Origin of the sequence: Kitasatospora sp. NPDC058063, from assembly GCF_042885395.1 — a bacterium.
In the GTDB taxonomy this organism is placed as follows: Bacteria; Actinomycetota; Actinomycetes; order Streptomycetales; family Streptomycetaceae; genus Kitasatospora; species Kitasatospora lactacystinica.
In genome coordinates this window covers 80316-103698 of record NZ_JBHVSD010000029.1, presented here as the reverse complement: position 1 = coordinate 103698, position 23383 = coordinate 80316, and the positions used below count along the sequence as shown (strand labels likewise).

The window sequence follows — 23383 nt, the reverse complement described above, 5'->3', positions numbered from 1 at the left end:
CCCAAGCTGCGCCGTCCCCCAACCCCGGGTGGCTCCCGGACGGGGTCCCGGACCGGCCGACCTTCCTGGTCGGCAGGCCCCGGGTGGCAGGCCTGTGCTGCGACGACGCTCGCTCCCCTGGGGAGCCGCGGGAACCCTGGAGGACCGTCGGGTCCAGTGAGGCACTGGACCCGGCCTCCCCCCGCTAGGCGGACGCGGTAGCGTGCGGCCCCACGGCCGGCTCCGAGCCGACCGGGGCCGCCGCGCGGTCGAGCGCCAGCGGGTCGGTCACCGTGCCGGTCTCCTCGTCGAGCGGCCCCTGCGCCAGCCTGGTCACCTCTGCGGGGACCGGCGGCGCCAGGTCGGCCGTCGCACGGAGACCGGACAATACGTCGTCGGGTCGTACGGCGGGTGTGGCGTGTCGTACTACCAGGCGCAGTATCGCACAGGGTCGGCCGGTCCGAACATCGCGGTCGGTTCCGGGTCCGGCGTCCGCACCGGCCTCGACCTGGGCCGGGACGGCTTCCAGCGCCGCCACCGCGCCCCGCGCGTCGAAGACCCGCAGGCCGTTCTTGGTGCGGCGCTCGACCTCGACCCGCTCGGCGGCGAGGAAGCGCGCGACCGCCTCGGCGGCCACGTCGGGCTCCACGCCGTCCAGTCGGAGCAGCCACTCGGAGGCCTCCAGGCGCTCCACGAAGTTCGGCGTCCGGACCTCGACCGCGTCGATCACGTCCAGGCCGGCCGGCAGCGACTCGTCCAGCTGCGCCCGCAGCTGCTCGGGGTCGCGGACCGCGGCCAGGCCGATCTCCAGGTACTCCGCCTCGCTCGCCACCCCGGTCGGGGCCGCGTTGGCGTAGGAGACCTTCGGGTGCGGGGTGAAGCCGGCCGAGTAGGCCATCGGAACGGCGGACCGGCGCAGGGCGCGCTCGAAGGCGCGCTGGAAGTCGCGGTGGCTGGTGAAGCGGAGCCGGCCGCGCTTGGTGTAGCGGAGACGAATCCGCTGCACCGTCGGCGCGGGCGGCGGACCGTCGGGCGTACGGCGTGCCAGGGTCGCTCAGTCCTTAGTCAGTTGTCCCCGTCCGGTGCGGCGTCTTCCCGCCACTGTCCGGACTCTGTCACCTCAAAGGGTACGCGCCCCGCGCTCCCCCTCGCTCCGCCCCTGGTCAGCCTCCGCTCCACCGCACGCCGCGACCCCCGGCCGGAACGTTCCGGCCGGGGGTCGCGGGAGGGGACGCGCTACTTGTTGACCACCGTCAGGGGGAGCATCTTCTTGCCGGTGGGGCCGATCTGGATCTGCGTGTCCATCTGCGGGCACACGCCGCAGTCGAAGCACGGGGTCCAGCGGCAGTCGTCGACCTCGACCTCCTCCAGGGCGTCCTGCCAGTCCTCCCAGAGCCAGTCCTTGTCGAGGCCGCTGTCCAGGTGGTCCCAGGGCAGCACCTCCTCGTAGGTGCGCTCGCGGGTGGTGTACCAGTCGACGTCGACGCCGGTGCCGGACAGGCCCTTGTCGGCGCAGGCCATCCAGCGGTCGTACGAGAAGTACTCGCGCCAGCCGTCGAAGCGGCCGCCGTCCTCGTAGACCGCGCGGATGATCGCGCCGACCCGGCGGTCGCCGCGGGAGAGCAGGCCCTCGACGATGCCCGGCTTGCCGTCGTGGTAGCGGTAGCCGATGTTCTTGCCGTACTTGCGGTCGCCGCGGATCGAGTCGCGCAGCTTGGCCAGGCGGGCGTCGGTGTCCTCGGCGGACAGCTGCGGGGCCCACTGGAACGGGGTGTGCGGCTTGGGCACGAACCCGCCGATGGAGACGGTGCAGCGGATGTCGTTCTGGCCGGTGACCTCGCGGCCCTTCTGGATGACGTTCTTCGCCATCTCGCCGATCTGGAGCACGTCCTCGTCGGTCTCGGTCGGCAGGCCGCACATGAAGTACAGCTTCACCTGGCGCCAGCCGTTGCCGTACGCGGTGGCGACGGTGCGGATCAGGTCCTCCTCCGACACCATCTTGTTGATCACCTTGCGCATGCGCTCGCTGCCGCCCTCGGGGGCGAAGGTGAGGCCCGAGCGGCGCCCGTTGCGGGACAGCTCGTTGGCGAGGTCGATGTTGAAGGCGTCGACGCGGGTGGACGGCAGCGACAGGCCGATCTTGTCCTCGGTGTAGCGGTCCGCCAGGCCCTTGGCGATGTCGCCGATCTCGGTGTGGTCGGCGCTGGACAGCGACAGCAGGCCGACCTCCTCGAAGCCGGTCGCCTTCAGCCCGCGCTCGACCATCTCGCCGATGCCGGTGATGCTTCGCTCCCGCACGGGGCGCGTGATCATGCCGGCCTGGCAGAAGCGGCAGCCGCGGGTGCAGCCGCGGAAGATCTCCACGGACATCCGCTCGTGCACCGTCTCCGCGAGCGGGACGAGCGGCTGCTTCGGGTACGGCCACTCGTCGAGGTCCATCACGGTGTGCTTGGACACCCGCCACGGCACGCCCGGGGCGTTCGGCACGACGCGGCCGATCCGGCCGTCGGCCAGGTACTCCACGTCGTAGAACTTCGGGACGTACACCCCGCCGGTGCGGGCCAGGCGCAGCAGCAGCTCGTCCCGGCCGCCCGGGCGGCCCTCGGCCTTCCAGGCGCGGATGATCTCCGTGATGTCGAGGACGGCCTGCTCGCCGTCGCCGACCACGGCGCAGTCGATGAAGTCGGCGATCGGCTCCGGGTTGAAGGCCGCGTGGCCGCCGGCCAGGACGATCGGGTCCTCGTCGGTGCGGGCCGCGGCCTCCAGCGGGATGCCGGCCAGGTCGAGCGCCGTGAGCATGTTGGTGTAGCCGAGCTCGGTGGAGAACGACAGCCCGAACACGTCGAAGGCCTTCACCGGGCGGTGGGCGTCCACGGTGAACTGGGGGACGTCGTGCTCGCGCATCAGCGCCTCGAGGTCCGGCCAGACGCTGTAGGTGCGCTCGGCGAGCACGCCCTCGCGCTCGTTCAGCACCTCGTAGAGGATCATGACGCCCTGGTTGGGCAGGCCGACCTCGTAGGCGTCGGGGTACATCAGTGCCCAACGGACGTCGCAGGCGTCCCAGTCCTTGACGGTCGAGTTGAGCTCGCCGCCGACGTACTGGATCGGCTTCTGGACGTGCGGGAGGAGGGCCTCCAGGCGTGGGAAGACCGATTCGACAGTCATGTACTAGGAACCCTTACGACGTGATTCGGTGCCGCTGGCCGGCACGGGAGGGGTGACCCTCAAGGGTAGCCCAATCCGGGGAACGGGCCGTCTGCCCCGGATCACGGGCCCCGCGTGCTCCGGCGCCTCCCGGACGGCCGGTGTCCGCCCGTGCCCGCCGCCGTCCGCCGGCACCCGCCGGTGCCCGCCCCGGCACGCGCAGTGCGCGCCCGCCGGCCGGTGCCGTCCGCCGTTGACACGCCCGGAAGGACCGTGCGGTACTGACAGGGCTCCGCCAAAGAGATCTGCCCCCCTTCCGGACAAGGAAGTTGAGTCGTACGCTCGGCCCTCTCGGTTTTCCGGCCGGCGCGACCCTCCCTCACCACGGGCCGCTCCGGCACGGCCCTGTCCGCCCCCGCCAGGCCCCGCCCCGGCTCCGCTCGGCCCCCGTCCCGGCCCGCGCGGTGCCCCGCCCCGTTCCCGCCCCCGTCCCCCGCCCGCACGCCGTGCCCGGCGGCGCACCCGCACGCCCGCGCCCCGGCGGCCGTACGACCGGCGCTAGGAGAACCATGACCGACACCGGTCGGCGGATCCGCCCCCTCCGGCCCCTCGACAACCGGCCGGCCCGCTACCCCACGCCCGCCCAGGCCGAGTCCGCCGCGCGCCGGCTCGCCCTGCGGCACCCGGACCGCTGCCGGCTGCGCGAGGTGGGCCGCTCCCGGGCCGGACGCCCGCTGATGCTGCTCTCCGTGGACCGCGGGCCGCGCGCGGTACTGGTGGTCGGCGGCCCGCACCCCAACGAGCCGATCGGCACCGCCGGGACCGTCCGGCTCGCCGAGGTGCTGCTGGACCGTCCCGCCTGCCCCGGCGTCTCCTGGCACCTGCTGCTCTGCCTCGACCCGGACGGTGCCGCGCTCAACGCCGGCTGGCTGGACGGCCCGCTCACCATGCGGCGCCACTACGAGCACTTCTTCCGCCCCTCCTTCGAGGAGCAGCCCGAACTGCTGCCCGCCCCCGGCTCCGGCCGCCCGCCGATGCCGGAGAGCCTGGCACTGACCGGCCTGATCGACGAGCTGCGCCCCTTCCTCCAGTGCTCGCTGCACGGGGTGGACTTCGGCGGCGCGTTCGTCCAGCTCACCCGCCCGGTCCGGGGCCTGGCCGGGCGCTTCGCCCGCTCCGCGGAACGGGCCGGCGTCCCGCTCGACGTGGACTCCTACGACGCGATCGGCTGGGCCAGCCCGGACCCGGGCACCTATCTGATGCCGGCCCCGGGCACCGGCGGTTCCCGGGCCCTGCCGGACGAGCCGGAGCTGTCCACCTGGTCGTACGCGGCCCGGTACGGCGCGGTCAGCGCGGTGCTGGAGGTCCCGATGTGGGCCGTCGACGCGGTCGGCGACGCCCGTCCCCACCCGGCCGGGGCGCAGAACCTCGCCGCGGCCGCCCGCGACCTCACCGCGCGCGCCGAGGAGCTCGCCGCCCTGCTCCCGGGCATCGCCGCGCACCAGTACGAGGCCTACGGCCACGAGGCGTTCGGCCCGCTGCTGCGCACCGTCGAGCTCAGCCTGGCGGCCGCCCCGCGGGTGGCCGAGGAGTGGCTGGAGCGCTGGGGCTCCGAGCCGCTCACCGCCTCCCGGGTGACCACCGCCGGCCTGGTCGCGGCCCGGGTGCCGCTGCGGGTCGCGTCGGTCCTGCTGCGGCTGCTCGCCGACGCCCGGGACCCCGCCGCCGAGGTCGCCCGGGACCGCGCCCGCGCCGTCGTCACCGACAGCCTCGACCGGTTGCGCCACCGCTTCGGCGCCCGCTGGGTCCCCGTCCAGGAGCAACTCGCCCACCAGACGCGGGCCGTCCTCACCACGGCCGACTGCCTGCTCTAGGGCGTGTCTGACAATTCCCGCCGGGTGCGCGGCGTTGGGGCACGCACCTCGCCGCGTTGTCGTCGGTCGCCAATGCTCCGCAGTGGCTCCCTCCTCCGCCTTGCGATGCACGCACCCCAACGCCGCGCCCTGATCCGACGCGAATTGTCAGACACGCCCTAGGACGCCCGGCCCGGTTGCACCGGCCCGGTGCGCCGGGCGGCCTCGCACAGGGCCGCGGTACGCGGAACCCGCGCCGCGGAATCCGCGTGCCCGGCGCGGGTGTTGGGGCGGGTGACGGGATGTGGGCGGCGGTGGCGGTGGAGGGTGGGGCGGGTGGCGGGGAATTCGGGGGAGGCCGGGGGACGCTCGGTGGCCGGGCGGGTGTTCTCGGTGCTGGAGGCGTTCGACGGGGAGCGGGAGTCGCTGCGGCTGGCCGAGATCGCGCGGCAGACCGGGCTGCCGGCGCCGACGGCGCTGCGGATGGTGCGTGAGCTGGTCGCCTGGGGCGCGCTGGAGCGGCAGCGGGACGGCGGGTACCGGCTGGGGCGGCGGCTGTGGGCACTGGGGGCGTTGGCGCCGTGCCTGCGCCGCATCCGGGAGCTGGCGCAGCCGGCCCTGCGGGAGCTGCACGAGCGGACCGGGCAGACCGCGCTGGTGGCGGCGCTGGACGGCCGTTCGGCGCTGCTGCTGGACCGGCTGCCGGGTGCGGCGGCGCAGTCCTCGCCGTTCCAGGTGCGGGTGGGCGGGCGGATGGACCTGCACGCCACGGCGGTGGGCCGGGTGCTGCTGGCGCACGCGCCGGAGGCGCTGGTGCGGGAGGTGGCGGCGGGTCTGTCGGCGGCGGGCGCGCGGCACACCCGGTACACGGTGGTGGCGCCGGGCCGGCTGGGCCGGGAGCTGGCGGCGGTGCGGCGCGGGGGCGTGGGGTACGCGCGCCGGGAGATGCAGCCGGCGTACGGGGCGGTGGCGGTGCCGGTGTTCCATCCGGACGGTTCGCTGCTGGCCGCGCTGGGGCTGGTGGTGGCCTCGCCGGTGGATCCGGCCCGGTACGAGGGGCGGTTGCGCGAGGCGGGGCGGCTGATGGCGGCCGAGGTCGCGCGTTCGGTGGCCGCGGAGGGGGCGCACCCCGCCGGGTGACACGCCCCCGGAGGGGGTCTTCCCCCGGGTGACGCGCCCCGCCGGACGGCGTCTTCCACTGGGTGGAACGCCGCGGTGGCCAGGAACCGCCGGTAGCGGGCACCCTGGTGCGCGAAACGGGCGAACGCGCAGGCATCGGAGGCCGCAGTGCACAGCAGCGGTGGCAGGACACCGGCCGCGCGGGGCCTCGCCCCGTCGGCGGGTGGTCCGGGCAGCCGTGGCCGATGTCGCGCCCTCGACCGCGCCCGCGGCACCGGTGTGCCCGGCGCCCCCTGCCGCTCCTCGGCCTACCGCACCTCGGCCTGACGCCCGGGCGAGGCCCGGCAGCGGATCCGACGCGGGATCCGATGTGGGATCCGATGTGGGATCCGCCCCTCCTCTCTCTCCTCTCCCCCTTCCCCCGCCGTGCGCGCCCGCGCCCGGCGGCGGTCCCGTACGCCCTCCACCGGCACCACCAAGGAGTCACCCATGCCCAGCAGACCCGTGCCCGCCGCCCGGCGCGTCCGCCGTCCGTTCGCCGTCCCCTCGTCCGTGCCCGCCGCCGGCCTGGCGGCCGTCCTGCTCGCCGGCTGCTCCTCGGCGGGCCCGGCCGGGCCGGGGGCGGGCGCCGAGGGGGCCCCGGTGCGCGGCGGCACCCTGAAGTACGCGGTGGCGGTCGGCACGTCCTGCCTGGACCCGCACGTCAGCCCCGGCGACGTGACGGCGGTGATCCAGCGCAACGTCTTCGACTCGCTGGTGTACCTGGACGACAAGGGCGCCTTCCACCCGTGGCTGGCGAAGTCCTGGCAGATCTCGCCGGACGCCCGGACGTACACCTTCCAGCTGCGCGAGGGCGTCACCTTCCACGACGGCACGGTCTTCGACGCGGCCGCGGTGAAGGCCAACCTGGACCACGTCAAGGACCCGAGGACCAAGTCGCTGTACGCGGCCAGCCTGCTCGGCCCGTACACCGGGACGGAGGTGGTGGACCCGCACACCGTCCGGGTGTCCTTCGCCGAGCCGTACGTACCGTTCCTGCAGGCGGTCGCCACCCCCTACCTGGGCATCGCCTCGCCGAAGTCGCTGGCGGAGAAGGCGGACCAGCTGTGCGCGGGCGGCGAGAACTCGGTGGGCACCGGGCCGTTCAAGGAGACCGAGTACGTCAAGAACGACCACGTCGAGTTCAAGCGCAACGACGCCTACGCCTGGGCCCCGGAGGGCGCCGCGAACCAGGGCGCGCCGTACCTGGACGGGCTGACGATCCGCTTCCTGCCCGAGGACTCGGTCCGCAGCGGCGCGCTGACCAGCCGCCAGGTGGACGCGGCCACGCTGCCGGTCACCGCGGTGCGCACGGTGCGGGCGGCCACCGGCATCGAGGTGAACCGCACGCAGAACCCCGGCGTGGTCTACTCGCTGTTCCTGAACACCACCCGGGGGCCGCTGCAGGACGAGCGGGTGCGCCGGGCCGTCCAGCGGTCGGTGGACGTGGACGCGCTGGTCAAGAGCATCTACTTCGGCGAGTACGAGCGCGCCTGGAGCCCGCTGAGCCCGACCACCCCGGCGGCGTACGAGGCCGGGCTGAAGGACGCGCTGCCGCACGACCCGGCGGCGGCGGGCCGGCTGCTGGACGAGGCCGGCTGGAGCGCCAGGGACGCGGACGGCTACCGGGTGAAGGACGGCAAGCGGCTGACCCTGCACTGGCCGTACATCGCCTCGCTGGTGCGCGACCAGCGCGACACCCTGGCGGCTGGCATCCAGGCGGACCTGAAGAAGGCCGGGGTCGAGCTGGTCCGCGACTCGATCGACAACGGCACCTACTTCAAGATCTACGCGAGCGGCGACTACGACCTGTGGGACAACTCCTGGGTGCGGGCCGACCCGGCGATCCTGGCGGGCTTCTACCTCTCCTCCAACACCCCGGCGGCCGGCGGCCAGAACGTGTCGCTCAGCAAGGACCCGGAGCTCGACGGCTGGCTGACGGCGGGCGCGGCGACCACCGATCCGGCCGCCCGCAAGGCCGACTACACCAAGGCCGAGCGGTGGGCGGTGGAGCACGGCACGGTGCTGCCGCTGTACGTGACCACCAATCTGATCGGGCACACCCAGCTCGTCCGGGGCCTGGCGTTCGACGCGAACGCGTGGCCGCAGTTCGCCGGCGTCTGGAAGAGCAAGTGACACGGGTCGCGCGCGCGGTGCTGCACCGGCTGGGCGGTGCGGTCCTGGTGCTCTGGGGCGCGGCCACCCTGGGGTTCCTGGCGCTGCACCTGGTACCCGGCGACCCGGTGTCGACCCTGCTCGGCGGCTCGGTGACCACCGGTTCGGCGGCCGTCCGGGCCGAGATCACCCGGGAGTTCGGGCTGGACCGCCCGCTGTTCGAGCAGTACCTGACCTTCCTGGGCCGGCTGCTGGGCGGCGACCTCGGCCGCTCCTACCAGCAGCAGCAGCCGGTGAGCCGGATCATCGGCGAGCAGCTCGGCCCGACCGCGGGGCTCGCGCTGACGGCGTTCGGGCTGATCCTGGTGTTCGCCCTGGTGTCCGCGGTGACCACGGCCGGGCGGCGGCGGGCGGTGCGCGGCGCGGCCTCCGGGGCGGAGCTGCTGGCGATCTCCACCCCGCCGTTCTGGCTGGGGGTCCTGCTGCTCACGCTGTTCTCCTTCCACCTGCGGCTGTTCCCGGTCGCCGGGGCGGAGGGCTGGCAGTCGCTGGTGCTGCCGGCGGTGACCCTGGCGGTGCCGTTCGGCTCACTGCTCTCGCAGGTGCTGCGGGAGGGGCTGGAGTCGGCGCTGCACGAGCCGTTCGCACTGACCGCCCGTTCGCGCGGGATCGGCCCGCTGGCGCTGCGCGGCCGGCACGCGCTGCGGCACGCGCTGGTGCCGGCGGTCACGCTGGGCGGCTGGCTGGTGGGCGGGCTGCTGGGCGGGACGGTCCTGGTGGAGACGGTGTTCGCCCGGCCGGGTCTGGGCCGGGTGGCGCTGGACGCGGTCACCGGGCACGACCTGCCGGTGGTGATCGGGCTGATCCTGCTGTCCGCCGCGGTCTACCTGGTGGTGAACACCGCGGTGGACGCGCTCTACCTGCTGATCGACCCCCGGCTGCGCGGCGCCGGCCGGGTGCGGGAGGTGGCGGCATGACCGGCCCCCTCGCCCCCGCTCCCGTCCCCGACGCCGACGCCGCGCCGGCCGCCGGGTCCGCCGCCCGGGCGGTCCGCTCGGGCGGCGGGCGGGCGGCCCGGGTGCGGCCCGGGGTGCTGCTCGCCGCGCTGGTCCTGGCGGCGGCGGTGGTGGCCTGCGCCTGGCCCGCCCTGCTCGCGCACGCCGACCCGACGGCGGCCGACCCGGTCGCCGCGCTCACCCCGCCGGGGGCCGAACACTGGCTGGGCACCGACCAGTTGGGCCGGGACGTGTACGCCCGGGTGGTGCACGGCGCCCGGTACTCGCTGCTGATCGGGCTCGGCGCGACGGCGCTGTCGGTCCTGGCGGGTCTGCTGGTCGGCCTGCCGGCCGCGCTGTCCGGCCGGATCGGCGACCAGGTGGCGATGCGCGCGGTGGACGTCCTCCTGGCGCTGCCCGAACTGCTGCTCGCGCTGCTGGTGATCGCGGTGGTGGGTCCGGGCACCGGCAACGCGCTGCTGGCCATCGCGATCGCGGCCACTCCCGGGTTCGCCCGGCTGGTGCGCGGGCAGGCGATGGTGGTGCGCGGTTCGGAGTACGTGCGTGCCGCGACGGCCCTGGGGGTGCCCCGGGCGGCCGTGGTGCTGCGGCACGTGCTGCCGAACACCCTGGGGCCGCTGACGGTGCCCGCCACGCTGGCCGTCGGCACCGCCGTGGTCTCGGGTTCGGCGCTCAGCTTCCTCGGGCTCGGGCCCAAGGCGCCCGCCCCGGAGTGGGGGGCGATGCTCTCCCAGGGGCGCGACTTCCTGTCCACCGCCTGGTGGATCGCGGTGTTCCCGGGGGCCGCCATCACCGCCGTGGTGGTCGCGATCACCGTGCTCGGCCGTCAGTTGCACCGCCGCCTGGAAGGACGGACGCCATGAGCCCGATCGTCGAACTGGAGGGCCTGAGCGTCGAGTTCGGCCACGGCAGGCAGCGGACCGCGGCGGTGGCCGGGGTGTCGCTGTCGCTGTCGGCGGGCGAGTGCCTGGCGCTGGTCGGGGAGTCCGGCTCGGGCAAGAGCGTCACGGCCCGGACGCTGGTCGGACTGACCGCGCCCGGTGCCGCCGTCCGGGCCGAGCGCTTCCTGGTCGAGGGCCGGGACGCCGCCGCCTTCGGCGAGCGGGAGTGGCGCCGGGTGCGCGGGCGCACCGTCGCGCTGGTGCTCCAGGACGCGCTGTCCGCGCTGGACCCGCTGCGCCGGGTGGGCACCGAGGTGGGCGAGCCCCTGCTCGCCCACCGGGTGCTGCCGAAGGCCGAGGTGCCGCGCCGGGTCGAGGAGCTGCTGCGCGACGTCGGGGTTCCGGAGCCGGCCGAACGGGCCCGGCAGTACCCCCACCAGCTCTCCGGCGGGCTGCGCCAGCGGGCGCTGATCGCCTCCGCGCTGGCGGCGGGGCCGCGGGTGCTGGTCGCGGACGAGCCGACCACCGCGCTGGACGTCACGGTGCAGGCCCAAGTGCTCGATCTGCTCGGCGAGTTGAAGGCCGAGGGGACGGCCCTGCTGCTGATCAGCCACGACCTGGCGGTGGTGGCCCGGCTGGCGGACCGGATCGCGGTGATGAAGGACGGCCGGATCGTGGAGAGCGGGCCGGCCGACCGGGTGCTGGGTGCGCCCGAGCACCCGTACACCCGGATGCTGCTGGCGGCCGCGCCCGATCCGGACCGGCCGGGGCCGGCCCCGGCGGCCGGCGAGCAGGAACAGGGGCAAGGGCAAGGGCAGGCGCAGAAGCAGGAACAGGACCAGGACCAGGGGCGGGGGCAGGACCGGCTCCTCACCGCCAGGGGCCTGGTGAAGCGCTACCGCACCCCGGACGGCAGCCTGCGGGAGGCGGTCGCCGACGTGTCGTTCGCGCTCGCGCCCGGCGAGACCCTGGGCATCGTCGGCGAGTCCGGCTCCGGCAAGAGCACCACCGCCCAGCTGGTGATGGGCATGCTGACCCCGGACGCCGGGGAGGTGCTGCTGGACGGCCGCCCGTGGAGCGCGCTGCCCGAGCGCGAGCGCCGTCCGGCCCGGGCCGCCGTGCAACTGGTCCACCAGGACCCGCTGGCCTCCTTCGATCCGCGCTTCACCGTCCGGCGGATCCTGGCCGAGGCGCTGGCGGTCGCCGGGGTGGCCCGCGGAGCGGCCCGGCGGGAGCGGGCGGTCGGGCTGCTGACCCAGGTGGGCCTCGGCGAGCAGCACCTGGAACGGCGGCCGCGCTCGCTGTCCGGCGGGCAGCGCCAGCGGGTGGCGATCGCCCGGGCGCTGGCCACCGGGCCGCGGCTGCTGGTCTGCGACGAGCCGGTGTCGGCACTGGACGTCTCGGTGCAGGCGCAGGTGCTGGAGCTGCTGGCCCGGCTGCGGGCCGAGCTGGGCCTGGCGATGCTGTTCATCTCGCACGACCTCGCGGTGGTGCGCCAGGTGAGCGACCGGGTGCTGGTGATGAAGGACGGCCGGGCGGTCGAGTACGGCCCGGCCGAGCGGGTGTTCCGCTCCCCCGAGCACCCGTACACCCGGCAGCTGCTGGCGGCGGTGCCCCGGCTGCCCGTACGGACCGCGGCGGTCTGACGGGCCCCGGCACGCGGCGGTGCCCCGGCGGGAACGTCCCGTCGGGGCACCGTCGTTCGGAGCCGGGCGCCGACCCGGCAGGGTGCGGCCGTCGGCCCGGCAGGATCCGGGCGCCGGGCGGGCAGGAGCCGGCCGTCAGCCCGGCAGGAGCCGCCGGAGGATCGGCGCGGCCCGGTCGGCGAGGTCGTGCTCGCCGTCCGGGGTCGGGTGCAGCCCGTCCGCGTAGACCCGGTCGGCCTCGGCGACGGGCAGCACCTCGCGGCCGTCGACCAGGTGCAGCCGCCGGTCGCCGAGCCGCTGGAGCACCCGGACCGCCTCGCCGGTCAGCTCCCGGATGCCCTCCAGGGTGAGCCCGGCGGCGTTGACCGCCTTTTCCCGCTCCACCGAGGGCAGCGCGGCGATCACCGCGATCGGGGTGTCGGGGTGGCCGTCGCGGACGGTCTCGACGAAGCCGCACACCGCCGAGCCCCAGCTGCGCGCGGTGAACACGCTGCGGATGTAGGCGTTGGTGCCGATCTCCAGGGTGATCAGCTCGGCCGGGGTGTCCCGCAGGACGCGGGCGACCAGCGGGTCCAGGTACGCCTCCCCGGCGAAGCCGAGGTTGCGCAGCCGCCAGCCGTGCCGGACGGCCACCAGGGAGACCCAGCTCTCGGACGGGCCGTGCGGGAACATCGCGTGGGTGAGCGAGCTGCCGTACGCGATCCAGCGCGGGCCGGTACGTTCGAACGGCTCCAGCACCCGGTGGCCGTGCAGCGAGAGCCGGCCGATCCAGGTGCGGCTGAGGTGCGGCAGCCAGATCTCCACCTCGGCCGGGCCGTTCGCGCCGGCGGGCAGCGGCAGGGTGAGCCGGTGGCGGCCGGGCACCGGGTGCCACCGGTGGGCGACGACGCCGTCCACCACCACGTCCAGCGGCGCGCTGCCGGGTTCGGCGTCCAGTTCCAGGACCAGTTCGACGGCGTCGGTGCGCAGGCCGAAGCGGGCACCGGCCGGGAGTCGGGCGAGGCGGGCGAAGTCGGCGGAGAGGGTGGTCGCCACCCGGTCCAGCGGCAGGCGCAGCGGGATCCAGCGGTCCTCGTGCCGGGCCAGGCCGCTGATGCCGTCCCAGGAGAGCCGGGGGTCGTCCGGGGTGAGGTGTTCGACGGCGGTGGCGGCGGTGGCGGGCCGGGTGGCGGTCACGCCCGGCCCTCCTGGAGGTCGGCGGCCAGGGCCTGCGCCTCGGCGGGCGCGGCCTCGGCGGGCGGCGTCTGCGCGGCGTCCCCGCCCTTCGGCGCGCCCAGCCCGAGGGCGGCGGCGACCAGCCCGACGGCCGAGAAGAGCGCGGCGACCAGGAAGGCCCAGTGGTACGCGGAGAGCGAGGGCGAGGCGCCTCCGACGCCGGTGAGCACCGCCGCGCCGACGGCGACGCCGATGCCGCCGCCGAGTTGGAGGGCGGCGGTGACCAGCGCGGTGGCCAGCCCCTGGTCCTCGTTCTTCACGCCGCCGACCGCGGCGATGTTGAAGGCGAGGAAGCTGGTGCCGTTGCCGAGCCCGTGCACGATCAGCGCGGGCAGCAGGACGCTCAGGTAGTTGCTGTCGGTGCCGGTGCGCAGGAACAGCAGGATGCCGCCGCCCTGGAGGAGCAGGCCGAGGACGGCCGCCGGGCGCAGCCCGGAGCGGTTGATCAGTTTGGGCGCGAGGTTGACGGCGAGCAGGATCGCGGCGGCCATCGGGACGATCGCCAGGCCCGCCTGGAGGGCGCTGTAGCCGAGCACCTGCTGGAGGTAGAGCAGGGCGATGAACTGCCAGCCGATGGTGGCGCAGGCCCAGACCAGGCCGATGGTGTTGGCGGTGGACAGGGTGCGCGAGCGGAAGATCCGCAGCGGCAGCAGCGGGTCGGTGCGGCGCTGCTGGATGACCACGAAGACGACCAGCAGGACGACGGCGGCGATCAGCGAGCCGAGGGTGGCGGCGGAGCCCCAGCCGGCTTCGGGGGCGCGGACGAGTCCGAGGACGAGCAGCAGGACGCCTGCGGTGGCGGTGAGCGCGCCGGCCGCGTCGAAGCCGGGCCGTTCGCCGGTGCGCGCCTGGTCGGGGGCGACGGCGTAGTTGGTGACGGCGAGGACGAGCGAGGCGACGACGAAGGGGACGAAGAAAATGAGCCGCCAGTGCACTTCGGTCAGGACGCCGGAGAACACCAGGCCGGCCGCGTAGCCGCTGGCGCCGGTGAGGGAGAAGATGCCCATCGCGCGGGTGCGCTCGGGGCCCTCCTTGAACGTGGTGGTGATGATCGACATCGCCGCGGGGGCGATGAAGGCGGCGGCGACGCCCTTGATGACGCGGCTGACGACCAGCAGGGTGCCGTCGGAGACGAGCCCGCCGGCGAGGCTGACCAGGGCGAACACGGCGGTGGCCCAGAAGAACAGCCGGCGCCGGCCGAAGAGGTCGGCGGCTCGGCCGCCGAGCAGCAGGAAGCCGCCGTAGGCGACGGCGTAGCCGGAGATGATCCACTGCAGCGTCTCCGGCCCGAGGCCGAGGTCCTGCTTGATCTCCGGCAGGGCGACACCCATCAGGGAGACGTCCATCGAGTCGAGGAAGAGCTGGGCGCAGAGCACCAGGAGTGCCAACCCCTTGTGCGCGCCGAGGGTGCGGGGCGCCGTGTCCGGCATCGGCCCTCTCCCAATCCATCTGGCAGACAATCGTCTGCATCTCAATCAAGTGGGCTGAACGTAGCAGTCAAATCATCTAGCGTCAAACAATCTCTGCGCCACGCGACCTCCAACACCCCTTGCATCTCCGCGAGTTGACTTCCTATTGTTTGATAATTGCCGAACCTTAGAAATATCGGCCCTACCCACGGGGGAGTTGCCCACCCATGCCCGAATCCGTCAGACGTCCCCGCCTGCCCTCGCTCACCGGCGTCAGATTCCTGATCGTGGTCCCGGTCTTCGCCTTCCATGCGGACATGGAGAAACCGTTCGGCGACGCGGGGGTCGCCGACGCCTACGCCTGGCTCGTCGCCAACGGCGCCTGGACCGCGATCAGCTGCTTCTTCGTCCTCAGCGGCTTCGTGATCACCTGGGGCTCGCGCCCCGACCACAGTGCCCGCGGCTTCTGGCGCCGCCGGGCCGCCAAGATCTACCCGCTGCACGTGCTCACCTGGGCCGCCGCGCTGGTGCTGCTCGCCGTGGCCGGCCACGCCGCGACCGCCCGCCAGGCCGTTCCCAACCTGTTCCTGGTGCACACCTGGAACCCGGACCGCGAGGTCTTCTCCAGCCTCAACGACGTCAGCTGGTCGATCTCCTGCGAGATCTTCTTCTACGCCGCCTTCCCGCTGCTGGTGCACTGGATCCGGAAGATCCGCCCCGAGCGGCTCTGGGCCTGGACCGCCGGGGTGATCGCCGCGGTCCTGCTCGTCCCGGCCGCCTCCGCCCTGCTGCCGGACCGTCCGCCGCTGCCCTTCGGCTCCGGCTCGGTGTGGCAGTTCTGGTTCGTCTACGTGTTCCCGCCGGTGCGGCTGCTGGAGTTCGTGCTGGGCATCCTGCTCGCCCGGATCGTCCTCACCGGCCGCCGGCTGCCGATCGGCGCCCTGCCCGCCGCCCTGCTCCTGATCCCGGCCCAACTCCTGGCCAAGCAGCTGCCGTTCCTGTGGGGACTGACCACCCCCGCGATCGTCCCGATCGCCCTGCTGCTGCCCGCGCTCGCCGCCCGCGACGTGGCCGGCCGGCGCACCTTCCTCACCTCCCGGCCGCTGGTCACCCTCGGCAGCTGGACCTTCGCCTTCTACCTGGTGCACCGGCTGATCCTGGACCACGGCCACCGCGCCCTCGGCGCCGGACGGACCTTCACCACCCCGGTCGCCGCCGCGCTGCTGCTCGGCGCGTTCGCCGCCGCCTGGCTGCTCGCCGGGCTCCTGCACCGGTACGTCGAGCTCCCGGCCGTACGGCTGCTCGCCGCACCCCGCCGGCGCCCCACCGACGCCACGCCCCCGAGCCCCCCGGCCGGTCCCCCGGCCGGCCCGGCGCCCGCCCCCGACCCGGACACCGGCCGCCTGACCGAAGCCCCGACCACCTGATCCCGCACCCGTAACACCCCGACCGGAACCACGACCGCCCGACCACGACCCCAGCGATCCCACCGAGAGGCAGACCGATGACCGACCAGGACCTCACCGCCTACCCCCTTCCGCTCTCCCCCTACGGCGAGCCGCCCGCCGAGTTCGCCGAACTGCGCGCCAAGTGCCCGGTCAGCCGGGTCCGGCTGCCCAGCGGCGACCAGGCCTGGCTGGTCACCGGCTACGACGAGGTCGTCTCCGCGCTCTCCGACCAGCGGCTGTCCCGGGCCGCGCTGCGCGAGCCGGGCGCCGTGCGCACCGTCTCCGGCGAGGACTTCTCCGACAACCCGTACAACCTGCTCAACCAGGAGGGCCCCGACCACGCCCGGCTGCGCCGGCTGATCTCCCCCGCCTTCACCCCGCGCAAGGCCGAGCGCTGGCGCTCCCGGGTGGTCGAGATCGCCGACGAGCTCATCGACCGCCTGGTCGAAGGTCCCCGGCCGGCCGACCTGCACCACGACTTCGCCGCCGTGCTGCCGGTCTGGGTGATCTGCGAGATGGTCGGCGCCCCGGTCGAGGACCGCCCGCTGCTCCAGCAGTGGACCGACCGGCTGGTCTCCATCACCGCCCACACCCCCGAGGAGCGGCTCGCCGCCCGCCAGGAGTCCGCCGCGTACGTCGCCGGGCTGGTCGCCGAACGTCGCGCGAACCCGGGCGAGGACCTGCTCTCCACCCTCATCTCGGCCCGCGACGACGAGGACCGCCTCGACGAGCGCGAACTGGTCTGGCTCGGCATCAACCTGCTGGTCGCCGGCCACGACACCACCGTCAGCGCGGTCTCCCGGGCGCTGTACCAGCTGCTGCGCCACCCCGACCAGTGGCGGCTGCTCACCGAACGCCCCGACCTGCTGGACAACGCGACCGAGGAACTGCTGCGCTACGCCCCGCCGTCCGAGATCGGCTTCATGCGGGTCGCCACCGAGGACCTGGAGCTGGCCGGCACCCCGGTCGCCAAGGGCGAGGGCGTCATCCCGGTGATGCACGCGGCCGGCCGCGACATCCGCCGGGTGGACGACCCCGAGCGGCTCGACCTCACCCGCGCCGACCCCAAGCACGTCGCCTTCGGCCACGGCGCCCACTACTGCCCCGGCGCGGGCGTCGCCCGGATGGAGCTCCAGGTCGCCTTCGGCACCCTGGCCCGCCGGCTGCCCTCGCTGCGGCTCGCGGTGCCCGCCGAGGAGGTCGAGTGGCTCGGCGGCCTGCTGACACTGCGTCCGAAGGCGCTGCCCGTCGAGTGGTGACGGGGCTCTGCGGACGCCCCGGCGACCCGGTCCGACGGCCCGTCCGTTGGGCCGGGTCGCCGCCCGCCGCCCGGCCGTTGGGACGGGATCCGGTCCGTACCGACGCCCGAAGACGGAACACCTGTCCGATCCCGAGACTTGGGGCCAGCCGGTACCCCGCCCCCTCCGACCGGACCGCCCGCTCCGCCCAGGAACGAGGACCCATGCCCACCACGCCTCCCCTGGCCCTGACCGGCCACGACCTGACCCTCGCCGACATCGTCTCCGTCGCCCGGGCCCGCCCCGGCACCGCCGGACCGGTCCTCGCCCCCGCCGCCACCGGGAGGATGGCCGCCTCCGTCGCCCTCAAGGAGGACTGGCTGGCGCGCGGCATCCCGCTGTACGGCATCACCACCGGCTTCGGCGACTCCGTCGGGCGGCAGATCTCCGCCGACCGCGCCGCCGTGCTCCAGCGGAACCTGATCACCTACCACCTCAACGGCACCGGCCCGACCGCCGCGCCCGAGGTCGCCCGCGCCGTCCAGCTGATCCGCGCCAACTGCCTGGGGCGCGGCCCCTCCGCGATCCGGCCCGTCGTGGTCGACACCCTGCTGCGCCACCTGGCCGCCGACATCCTGCCGCTCATCCCCGAACGGGGCTCGCTCGGCGCCAGCGGCGACCTGGTCCCGCTCTGCTACCTGGCGCACGCCCTGCTCGGCGAGGGCGAGGTGCTGCACCGCGGCCGGATCCGCCCGGCCGCCGAGGCGCTCGCCGAGGAGGGCATCGAACCGGTGGTGCTCGCCGCCAAGGAGGGCCTGGCGCTGATCAACGGCACCTCCTTCACCTCCGCCTTCGCCGTCCTCGCCGCCCACGACGCAGCCGAACTCGCCGCCGCCGCCGACATCGCCACCGCCCTCGCCGTGGAGGCGCTGCACGGCAACGCCTCGCACTTCCACCCGTTCCTGCACCGCCAGAAGCCGCACCCCGGCCAGCTCGCCTCCGCCGCCGCGATCCGCGCCCTGCTCGACGGCTCCGAACTCGCCACCGACTACCGGGGCATCCTCGACCGCCAGGAACGCCTGGGCGACCGCGGATTCCTCACCCACGAGCACCGCATCCAGGACCCGTACTCGCTGCGCTGCGCCCCGCACGTCACCGGCGTGCTGCGGGACACCCTGGACTGGGTGCGGCCCTGGCTGGAGACCGAGGTCAACTCCTCCACCGACAACCCGCTGTTCGACACCGAGGAGGGCCTGCTGCACCACGGCGGCAACTTCTACGCCGGCCACGTCGGCCAGGCCATGGACGGCCTCAAGACCGCCGTCGCCAACACCGCCGACCTGCTCGACCGCCAGCTCGCCCTGCTGGTCGACCCCAAGTTCAGCCGCGGCCTGCCGCCCAACCTGATCGCCCCCGCCGCCGACACCGACGCCCACGCCGGGCTCCACCACGGCTTCAAGGGCATGCAGATCGCCGCCTCCGCGATCACCGCCGAGGCGCTCAAGACCGCCGCACCCGCCTCGCTGTTCTCCCGCTCCACCGAGGCGCACAACCAGGACAAGGTGAGCATGGGCACGATCGCCGCCCGCGACGCCCGTACGGTCGTCGAGCTCGCCCGCGAGGTCACCGCGATCCACCTGCTCGCCGTCGCCCAGGCGGTCGAGCTGCGCGGCCTGCGCAAGGCCTCGCCCACCCTCCAGAAGGTGCACGGACTGATCCGCGAGCAGGCCCCGTTCACCGACCGCGACCGGCGGATGGACGGCGACATCGCCGCCGTGGCGGGCCTGGTCCGGGACGGTTCGCTGCGCCGCGCCGCCGGGCTCCCGGAGCCCTTCGCCGCCTGAACCCCCGCCCTTCGCCGCCCGAACCCCCGCCGTTCGCCGTTCCCCCGCACCGGCACGTCCCCGACCGTGACTCCCACAGCTCGAGGAGCTATCGAAGATGCTGCTACTGCGCGACCCCGCCCAACGCCAGGACGCCGCCGAGCGCCTGGACTCCCACACCGCCCTGATCCACCGCACCTGGCAGGGCCAGGACCCGGCCGAACGCTACGGCGCCGAGCTGGCCACCACGCTGGCCGCCGCCGTGCGCTCCCCGATGTACGCCGGCACCCTCGCCGGGGAGCTCGCCGAGCGGCTGCGCTCGGACACCCCGCTGACCCCGGCCGAGGCCCTGGACGCCTTCGCCGCGCTGCCCTTCCTCGGCAAGAAGGAACTCGGCGGCCACGGCGCCGGCGCGTTCACCCGCCCGCTGTCGGAGTTCCTGCACTACTACGAGTCCTCCGGCACCACCGGCGACCCGGCCCCCGCCCCCAAGGCGGTGGACGACCTGCTGGTCAACACCCTCAACATCGGCGAGATGTGGGGCCGGCTGCTGCGGCCCGCCGACGTCGCCCTGATCCTCATCAACGCCCCCTTCGCGCCCGCCGCCTACCAGTTCGAGAAGGTGCTGGAGTACCTCGGGGTGATGTCCTTCCGCCCCTGGGTGGACAACATCACCGGCGACTACACCCGGGTGCTGCGACTGATCTCCGAACTGAACGCCAACGTCTACGTCGGACCGCCGTCCCGGCTGCTGGAGCTGGCCCAGTTCTCCCAGCGGAACGGCCTGCCGCTGCCCCGCTTCGACCGGCTGCTGCTGATGGCCGAACAGACCGGCCCCAGCTTCGTGCGCCACCTCGAACGCCTCACCGGCGGCACCGCCTACGTCGGCTCGTACGGCTCCTCGGAGACCGGCACCCTCGCCGTCACCTGCGAACACCGCCGGCTGCACCTGCAGTTGCAGAGCTACCTGCTGGAGATCGACGACGGCGACCGCACCACCGTGCTCGGCCCGGACACCGACCCGGTGCAGGGCGAGCTGATCGTCACCACCCTGGACATCCCTTCCCGCCCGCTGCTGCGCTACCGCACCGGCGACCTGGTCCGGATCGAGACCGACCCCTGCGAGTGCGGCATCCGGCTGCCCGTCCTGCGCACCCTCGGCCGGGCCCAGGACGTCCTGCTGCTCGCCGAGAACAACATCCGCCAGGACGACCTGGAGGAGGCACTGTGGGCCGAGGCCCTGCCCGGCGCCTCGGTGTTCAACTACATGCTGGTGCTGCGCGGGAAGTCCCTCGTCTGCCTGGTCACCACCGACGGCACCCCGGACGGCTCCTGGTCGAAGGTGCTGGAGCAGCGCCTCGCCCCGCTGTTCGAGGAGTACACGGTGACCGTCCACCCGGTGGAGAAGCTGCCCCCGCTGGCCTCGCTCGGCCAGTACCTGGGCTGGAAGCTCTCCCGGGTCCTGGACCTCAACGAGGAGGCCAACTGGGGCCGGCTGCCCGCGCCGCTCACCTCACTGGTGCGCGAGTCGCTGGCCCAGGTCGCCCAGGCCACGGGGGTGGAGGCATGAGCGGAATCGCGGGGCTGGTGTCGCGCAGCGGGGATGTGCGCGAACAGGCCCGACTCGTCCAGGAGTTCACCGACACCCTGACCCACCGCGGCCCGCGCCGCGGCGGCACCTGGCTGGCCCGGCACGCGGGCCTCGGCCACCGCCAGTTCCACACCGGGCCCCGCAACGACGTGCCCCAGCCCTGGTTCCCGCCCGAGCTGGACCCGGCCCCGGCCGTCATCGCCTTCTCCGGCGAACTGCTCAACCCCGGCCCGCTGCACACCGCGCTGACCGCCCGCGGCCACCGCATCCGCAACGGTTCGGACGCCGAACTCGTCCTGCGCGCCTACCTGGAGTGGGGCGCCGACGCCGCCGACCGGCTGGTCGGCGGCTACGCGGCGGCGATCTGGGACGCCCGCACCGAGGAGCTGGTGCTGATCCGCGACCGGCTCGGCGTCGAGCCGCTCTACTGGGCCGAACTCCCCGACGGTTCACTGGCGTTCGGCTCCGAACCGAAGGCCCTGCTGGCCGCCGGGCTGCCCGCCGAGGTGGACGCGAACGGTCTGGTGGACGTCCTCACCGTCGCGCTCAAGCGCCCCGGCGACGCCGTCTACCGCGGCCTGCACGAGGTCCGTCCCGGGTGGCTGCTGGTCGCCGGTCCGAACGGCGTGCGCCACCGGCGCTACTGGGCCCCGGAGGCCGCCGAGCACACCGACGACGAGGCGACCACCGTCCGGCGGGTGCGCGCCCTGCTCGCCGACACGGTGCGCCGGCAGTCCGCCGACACCGGGGTCAAGCCCGGCGCCCTGCTCTCCGGCGGCCTGGACTCCAGCGCCATCGTCGGCCTGGCCGCGGCCGGCGGCGACAAGATCGCCACCTACTCGGTCGACTTCGCGGGCAGCGAGACCGACTTCAAGGCGGACGCCCTGCACGTCAGCCGGGACGCCCCGTACGTCCGGGCGGTGGTCGACCACGTGGGCACCAGGCACACCGAGATCCTGCTGGACGCCCCCTCGCTGCTCGACCACCTGGGCGCCACCCTGCGCGCCCGCGACCTGCCCGGCGTCGGCGACCTCGACGTCTCGCTGCACCTGCTCTTCCGCGAGGTGCGCGGCCACGCCGAGGTGGTGCTCTCCGGTGAGGGCGCGGACGACGTCTTCGGCGGCTTCCCCTGGTTCACCGCCGAGGCCGACCGCCCGACCGCCAACTTCCCGTGGTCGGCCGGGATCACCGACCGCAGCGGGATGCTCTCCGCCGAGCTGCGCCGACACCTGGACGTGGACGCGGAGGTGGCCGCCCGCTACGGCGAGGCGCTCGCCGAAGTCCCGCGGCTGGCGGGCGAGTCGGGCGCGGACCGCCGGCTGCGCGAGGCCTTCCACCTCCAGCTCACCCGTTTCCTGCCCTTCCTGCTGGACCGCAAGGACCGGATGAGCTTCGCGGCGGGCCTGCTGGTCCGGCTGCCGTTCACCGACCACCGGCTGGTCGAGTACGTGTGGAACACCCCGTGGGCGCTCAAGCAGCTCGGCGGCCAGGAGAAGGGCCTGCTGCGCGAGGCGGTCGCCGATCTGCTGCCCGCCGAGGTGGTGCGGCGGCAGAAGAGCGGTTTCCCGTTCGGGCAGAGTCCGGAGTACCTGGAGGCGGTCCGCGAGGCCGTCCGCGCCCTGCTCGCCGACCGCGACTCGCCCGCCCTTCCGCTGCTGAACGCCGACGCGCTGCGCGCCCAGGTGGACGGCGGCGGCTGGCACACCGGCACCTTCACCCCGCCGCCCTGGCTGCCGCGCGCCCTGCTGCTGGACGCCTGGCTGCGGACGTACGGCGTCCGCGTGGTGCTCTGACCCTCCGACCGCACCGCACGCGCCGCCCGTACCCCCCGCTCCACCGGGGTACGGGCGGCGCCGCGTTCGCCCCGGACACGACCCCCGGGCGCGACCCTGCCACGCCCCGGACACAACCCCCGGGCACGACCCCGGACACGCCCCGGGCGGAACGCCGACGGGCCGGCCGCCCCCGCAGGGGTGACCGGCCCGTCGGCGTGCGCGGGTGCGTCAGGCCCGCTTCCCCCAGGCGGTGAAGACCGCGAGGGAGAGGTCCCGGAACTGCGGGTCGGCGAGCTCCCGGTACGCCGCCTCGAAGTCCTCCTCGGTGGCGAGCCCGGCGGCCACCACGGCCGGCCGGGTCTGCTCCAGGGTGAGCCGCCACCACTCGGCCTCGTCGTCCCCGCCGGCGATCAGCTGGAAGCGCGCGTCGTGGCCGAGGCCGCTCAGCCCCTTGCCCTCCAGCGGCACCGGCAGGCTGCGCGCCCATTCGGTGTCGGTGCCCACCGCGGTCTCCAGGTGGTGGCGGAAGGCCCGCAGCACGGTCCGGTAGCCGGGGTGCGGCGAGTCCTTGATCGGGAAGAAGGCCGGCTCCTCCAGCACCAGCGTCCCGCCCGGGGCCAGCCACTGGACCAGCCGCTCCACCGCCTTCTCCGGGTCGGGCAGGTGGATCACCACGTACCGGGCGTGGATGAAGTCGAAGGAGGCGGGCGGGAAGTCGTCGGTGTAGACGTCGTGGCGCAGCACCCGCACGCCGTCGGCGGCGAGTTCGTCCAGGAAGGTGGTGTCGAGGTCGGTCACGGTGACCTCGGCACCCTGCTCGGCCAGCCAGCGGGCGACCGAGCCGCCGCCTCCGCCGACCTCCAGCACCCGGTGCCCGGCCCGCAGGCCGAGCCCCCGGAAGCGGCTGCGGGTGTGCTCGTCCAGGACGGACTCCAGCAGTCGCAGCCGGTGCAGTTCGGTGTCCACGGCGTGGCTGAAGACCCCGTCGCGGTAGCGCTCCTCCTTCCACTCCCAGCGTTCGCCGGTGGCCCCGGCGAAGACGGACTCCGAGTCGGTCTGTACGGTCATGGGCTTCTCCTGTGATCGCGGTCG

At 74.6% G+C, this 23383-nt stretch carries 16 protein-coding genes; 11 read left to right on the top strand and 5 right to left on the bottom strand.

The genetic code is table 11. The features are described 5' to 3' along the window. Nucleotides 1-184: 184 nt before the first annotated feature. Together ACFVUY_RS36415 and ACFVUY_RS36410 are read right to left on the bottom strand one after the other, a co-directional pair. Complete coding sequence (locus tag ACFVUY_RS36415; protein WP_387695373.1) at nucleotides 185-985, bottom strand: TIGR03936 family radical SAM-associated protein; 801 nt, start codon at nucleotides 983-985, stop codon at nucleotides 185-187. Nucleotides 986-1215: 230 nt separating this feature from the next. Continuing rightward, a complete protein-coding gene (locus tag ACFVUY_RS36410; RefSeq protein WP_359908081.1) occupies nucleotides 1216-3144 on the bottom strand; it encodes a TIGR03960 family B12-binding radical SAM protein in 1929 nt (642 codons plus the stop codon). A 548-nt stretch (nucleotides 3145-3692) separates the two neighbouring features. On the opposite strand from ACFVUY_RS36410, the gene ACFVUY_RS36405 reads away from it, so the two are divergent. The 6 genes from ACFVUY_RS36405 to ACFVUY_RS36380 all read left to right on the top strand — a co-directional run bounded on the left by ACFVUY_RS36405 (nucleotide 3693) and on the right by ACFVUY_RS36380 (nucleotide 11792). Continuing rightward, on the top strand, nucleotides 3693-4997 hold the full coding sequence (locus ACFVUY_RS36405) for a M14 family zinc carboxypeptidase (RefSeq protein ID WP_387736450.1): 1305 nt from the start codon (nucleotides 3693-3695) through the stop codon (nucleotides 4995-4997). 315 nt (nucleotides 4998-5312) lie between these two features. Then, a complete protein-coding gene (locus tag ACFVUY_RS36400) occupies nucleotides 5313-6116 on the top strand; it encodes an IclR family transcriptional regulator (RefSeq protein ID WP_387695375.1) in 804 nt (267 codons plus the stop codon). 468 nt (nucleotides 6117-6584) lie between these two features. Then, a complete protein-coding gene (locus tag ACFVUY_RS36395; RefSeq protein WP_387736449.1) occupies nucleotides 6585-8270 on the top strand; it encodes an ABC transporter substrate-binding protein in 1686 nt (561 codons plus the stop codon). Further along, a complete protein-coding gene (locus tag ACFVUY_RS36390) occupies nucleotides 8267-9226 on the top strand; it encodes an ABC transporter permease (protein WP_359908091.1) in 960 nt (319 codons plus the stop codon). Before ACFVUY_RS36395 ends, ACFVUY_RS36390 begins: the two co-directional genes overlap by 4 nt. Then, the gene (locus tag ACFVUY_RS36385; protein ID WP_387736448.1) at nucleotides 9223-10128 is read left to right on the top strand and encodes an ABC transporter permease; all 906 of its coding nucleotides are present in this window, start codon (nucleotides 9223-9225) and stop codon (nucleotides 10126-10128) included. The genes ACFVUY_RS36390 and ACFVUY_RS36385 overlap by 4 nt, the downstream gene beginning before the upstream one ends. Continuing rightward, entirely contained in the window at nucleotides 10125-11792 is a 1668-nt protein-coding gene (locus tag ACFVUY_RS36380; protein WP_387736447.1) for a dipeptide ABC transporter ATP-binding protein, read from the top strand. Before ACFVUY_RS36385 ends, ACFVUY_RS36380 begins: the two co-directional genes overlap by 4 nt. Before the next feature lie 135 nt (nucleotides 11793-11927). On the opposite strand, the gene ACFVUY_RS36375 is transcribed toward ACFVUY_RS36380, so the two are convergent. Beyond that, the gene (locus ACFVUY_RS36375) at nucleotides 11928-12968 is read right to left on the bottom strand and encodes an SGNH/GDSL hydrolase family protein (protein ID WP_387736446.1); all 1041 of its coding nucleotides are present in this window, start codon (nucleotides 12966-12968) and stop codon (nucleotides 11928-11930) included. After that, nucleotides 12965-14437, bottom strand: a complete 1473-nt coding sequence (locus ACFVUY_RS36370; RefSeq protein WP_387695381.1) for an MFS transporter — start codon at nucleotides 14435-14437, stop codon at nucleotides 12965-12967. Before ACFVUY_RS36370 ends, ACFVUY_RS36375 begins: the two co-directional genes overlap by 4 nt. Before the next feature lie 206 nt (nucleotides 14438-14643). Between ACFVUY_RS36370 and ACFVUY_RS36365 the strand changes: the two genes are divergently transcribed. The 5 genes from ACFVUY_RS36365 (at nucleotide 14644) to asnB (ending at nucleotide 22309) form a co-directional block, all read left to right on the top strand. Next, complete coding sequence (locus ACFVUY_RS36365) at nucleotides 14644-15843, top strand: acyltransferase family protein (RefSeq protein WP_387695382.1); 1200 nt, start codon at nucleotides 14644-14646, stop codon at nucleotides 15841-15843. Nucleotides 15844-15920: 77 nt separating this feature from the next. Then, nucleotides 15921-17123, top strand: coding sequence for a cytochrome P450 (locus tag ACFVUY_RS36360; protein ID WP_359908108.1), 1203 nt, complete (start codon nucleotides 15921-15923; stop codon nucleotides 17121-17123). A 203-nt stretch (nucleotides 17124-17326) separates the two neighbouring features. After that, entirely contained in the window at nucleotides 17327-18946 is a 1620-nt protein-coding gene (locus ACFVUY_RS36355; protein WP_387695383.1) for an aromatic amino acid lyase, read from the top strand. 97 nt (nucleotides 18947-19043) lie between these two features. Further along, complete coding sequence (locus ACFVUY_RS36350; RefSeq protein WP_387695384.1) at nucleotides 19044-20495, top strand: phenylacetate--CoA ligase family protein; 1452 nt, start codon at nucleotides 19044-19046, stop codon at nucleotides 20493-20495. Continuing rightward, entirely contained in the window at nucleotides 20492-22309 is a 1818-nt protein-coding gene (asnB, locus tag ACFVUY_RS36345; protein ID WP_387736445.1) for an asparagine synthase (glutamine-hydrolyzing), read from the top strand. The genes ACFVUY_RS36350 and asnB overlap by 4 nt, the downstream gene beginning before the upstream one ends. A gap of 210 nt (nucleotides 22310-22519) precedes the next feature. Here asnB and ACFVUY_RS36340 read toward each other — a convergent pair whose 3' ends face one another. After that, entirely contained in the window at nucleotides 22520-23359 is an 840-nt protein-coding gene (locus ACFVUY_RS36340; RefSeq protein ID WP_387736444.1) for a class I SAM-dependent methyltransferase, read from the bottom strand. Nucleotides 23360-23383 lie beyond the last annotated feature (24 nt).

Coding starts and splice junctions, on each gene's coding strand:
- ACFVUY_RS36410 (WP_359908081.1), bottom strand. CDS start 3,144: ATGACTGTCGAATCGGTCTTCCCACGCCTGGAGGCCCTCCTCCCGCAC.
- ACFVUY_RS36405 (WP_387736450.1), top strand. CDS start 3,693: ATGACCGACACCGGTCGGCGGATCCGCCCCCTCCGGCCCCTCGACAAC.
- ACFVUY_RS36395 (WP_387736449.1), top strand. CDS start 6,585: ATGCCCAGCAGACCCGTGCCCGCCGCCCGGCGCGTCCGCCGTCCGTTC.
- ACFVUY_RS36385 (WP_387736448.1), top strand. CDS start 9,223: ATGACCGGCCCCCTCGCCCCCGCTCCCGTCCCCGACGCCGACGCCGCG.
- ACFVUY_RS36380 (WP_387736447.1), top strand. CDS start 10,125: ATGAGCCCGATCGTCGAACTGGAGGGCCTGAGCGTCGAGTTCGGCCAC.
- ACFVUY_RS36370 (WP_387695381.1), bottom strand. CDS start 14,437: ATGCCGGACACGGCGCCCCGCACCCTCGGCGCGCACAAGGGGTTGGCA.
- ACFVUY_RS36365 (WP_387695382.1), top strand. CDS start 14,644: ATGCCCGAATCCGTCAGACGTCCCCGCCTGCCCTCGCTCACCGGCGTC.
- ACFVUY_RS36360 (WP_359908108.1), top strand. CDS start 15,921: ATGACCGACCAGGACCTCACCGCCTACCCCCTTCCGCTCTCCCCCTAC.
- ACFVUY_RS36355 (WP_387695383.1), top strand. CDS start 17,327: ATGCCCACCACGCCTCCCCTGGCCCTGACCGGCCACGACCTGACCCTC.
- ACFVUY_RS36350 (WP_387695384.1), top strand. CDS start 19,044: ATGCTGCTACTGCGCGACCCCGCCCAACGCCAGGACGCCGCCGAGCGC.
- asnB (WP_387736445.1), top strand. CDS start 20,492: ATGAGCGGAATCGCGGGGCTGGTGTCGCGCAGCGGGGATGTGCGCGAA.
- ACFVUY_RS36340 (WP_387736444.1), bottom strand. CDS start 23,359: ATGACCGTACAGACCGACTCGGAGTCCGTCTTCGCCGGGGCCACCGGC.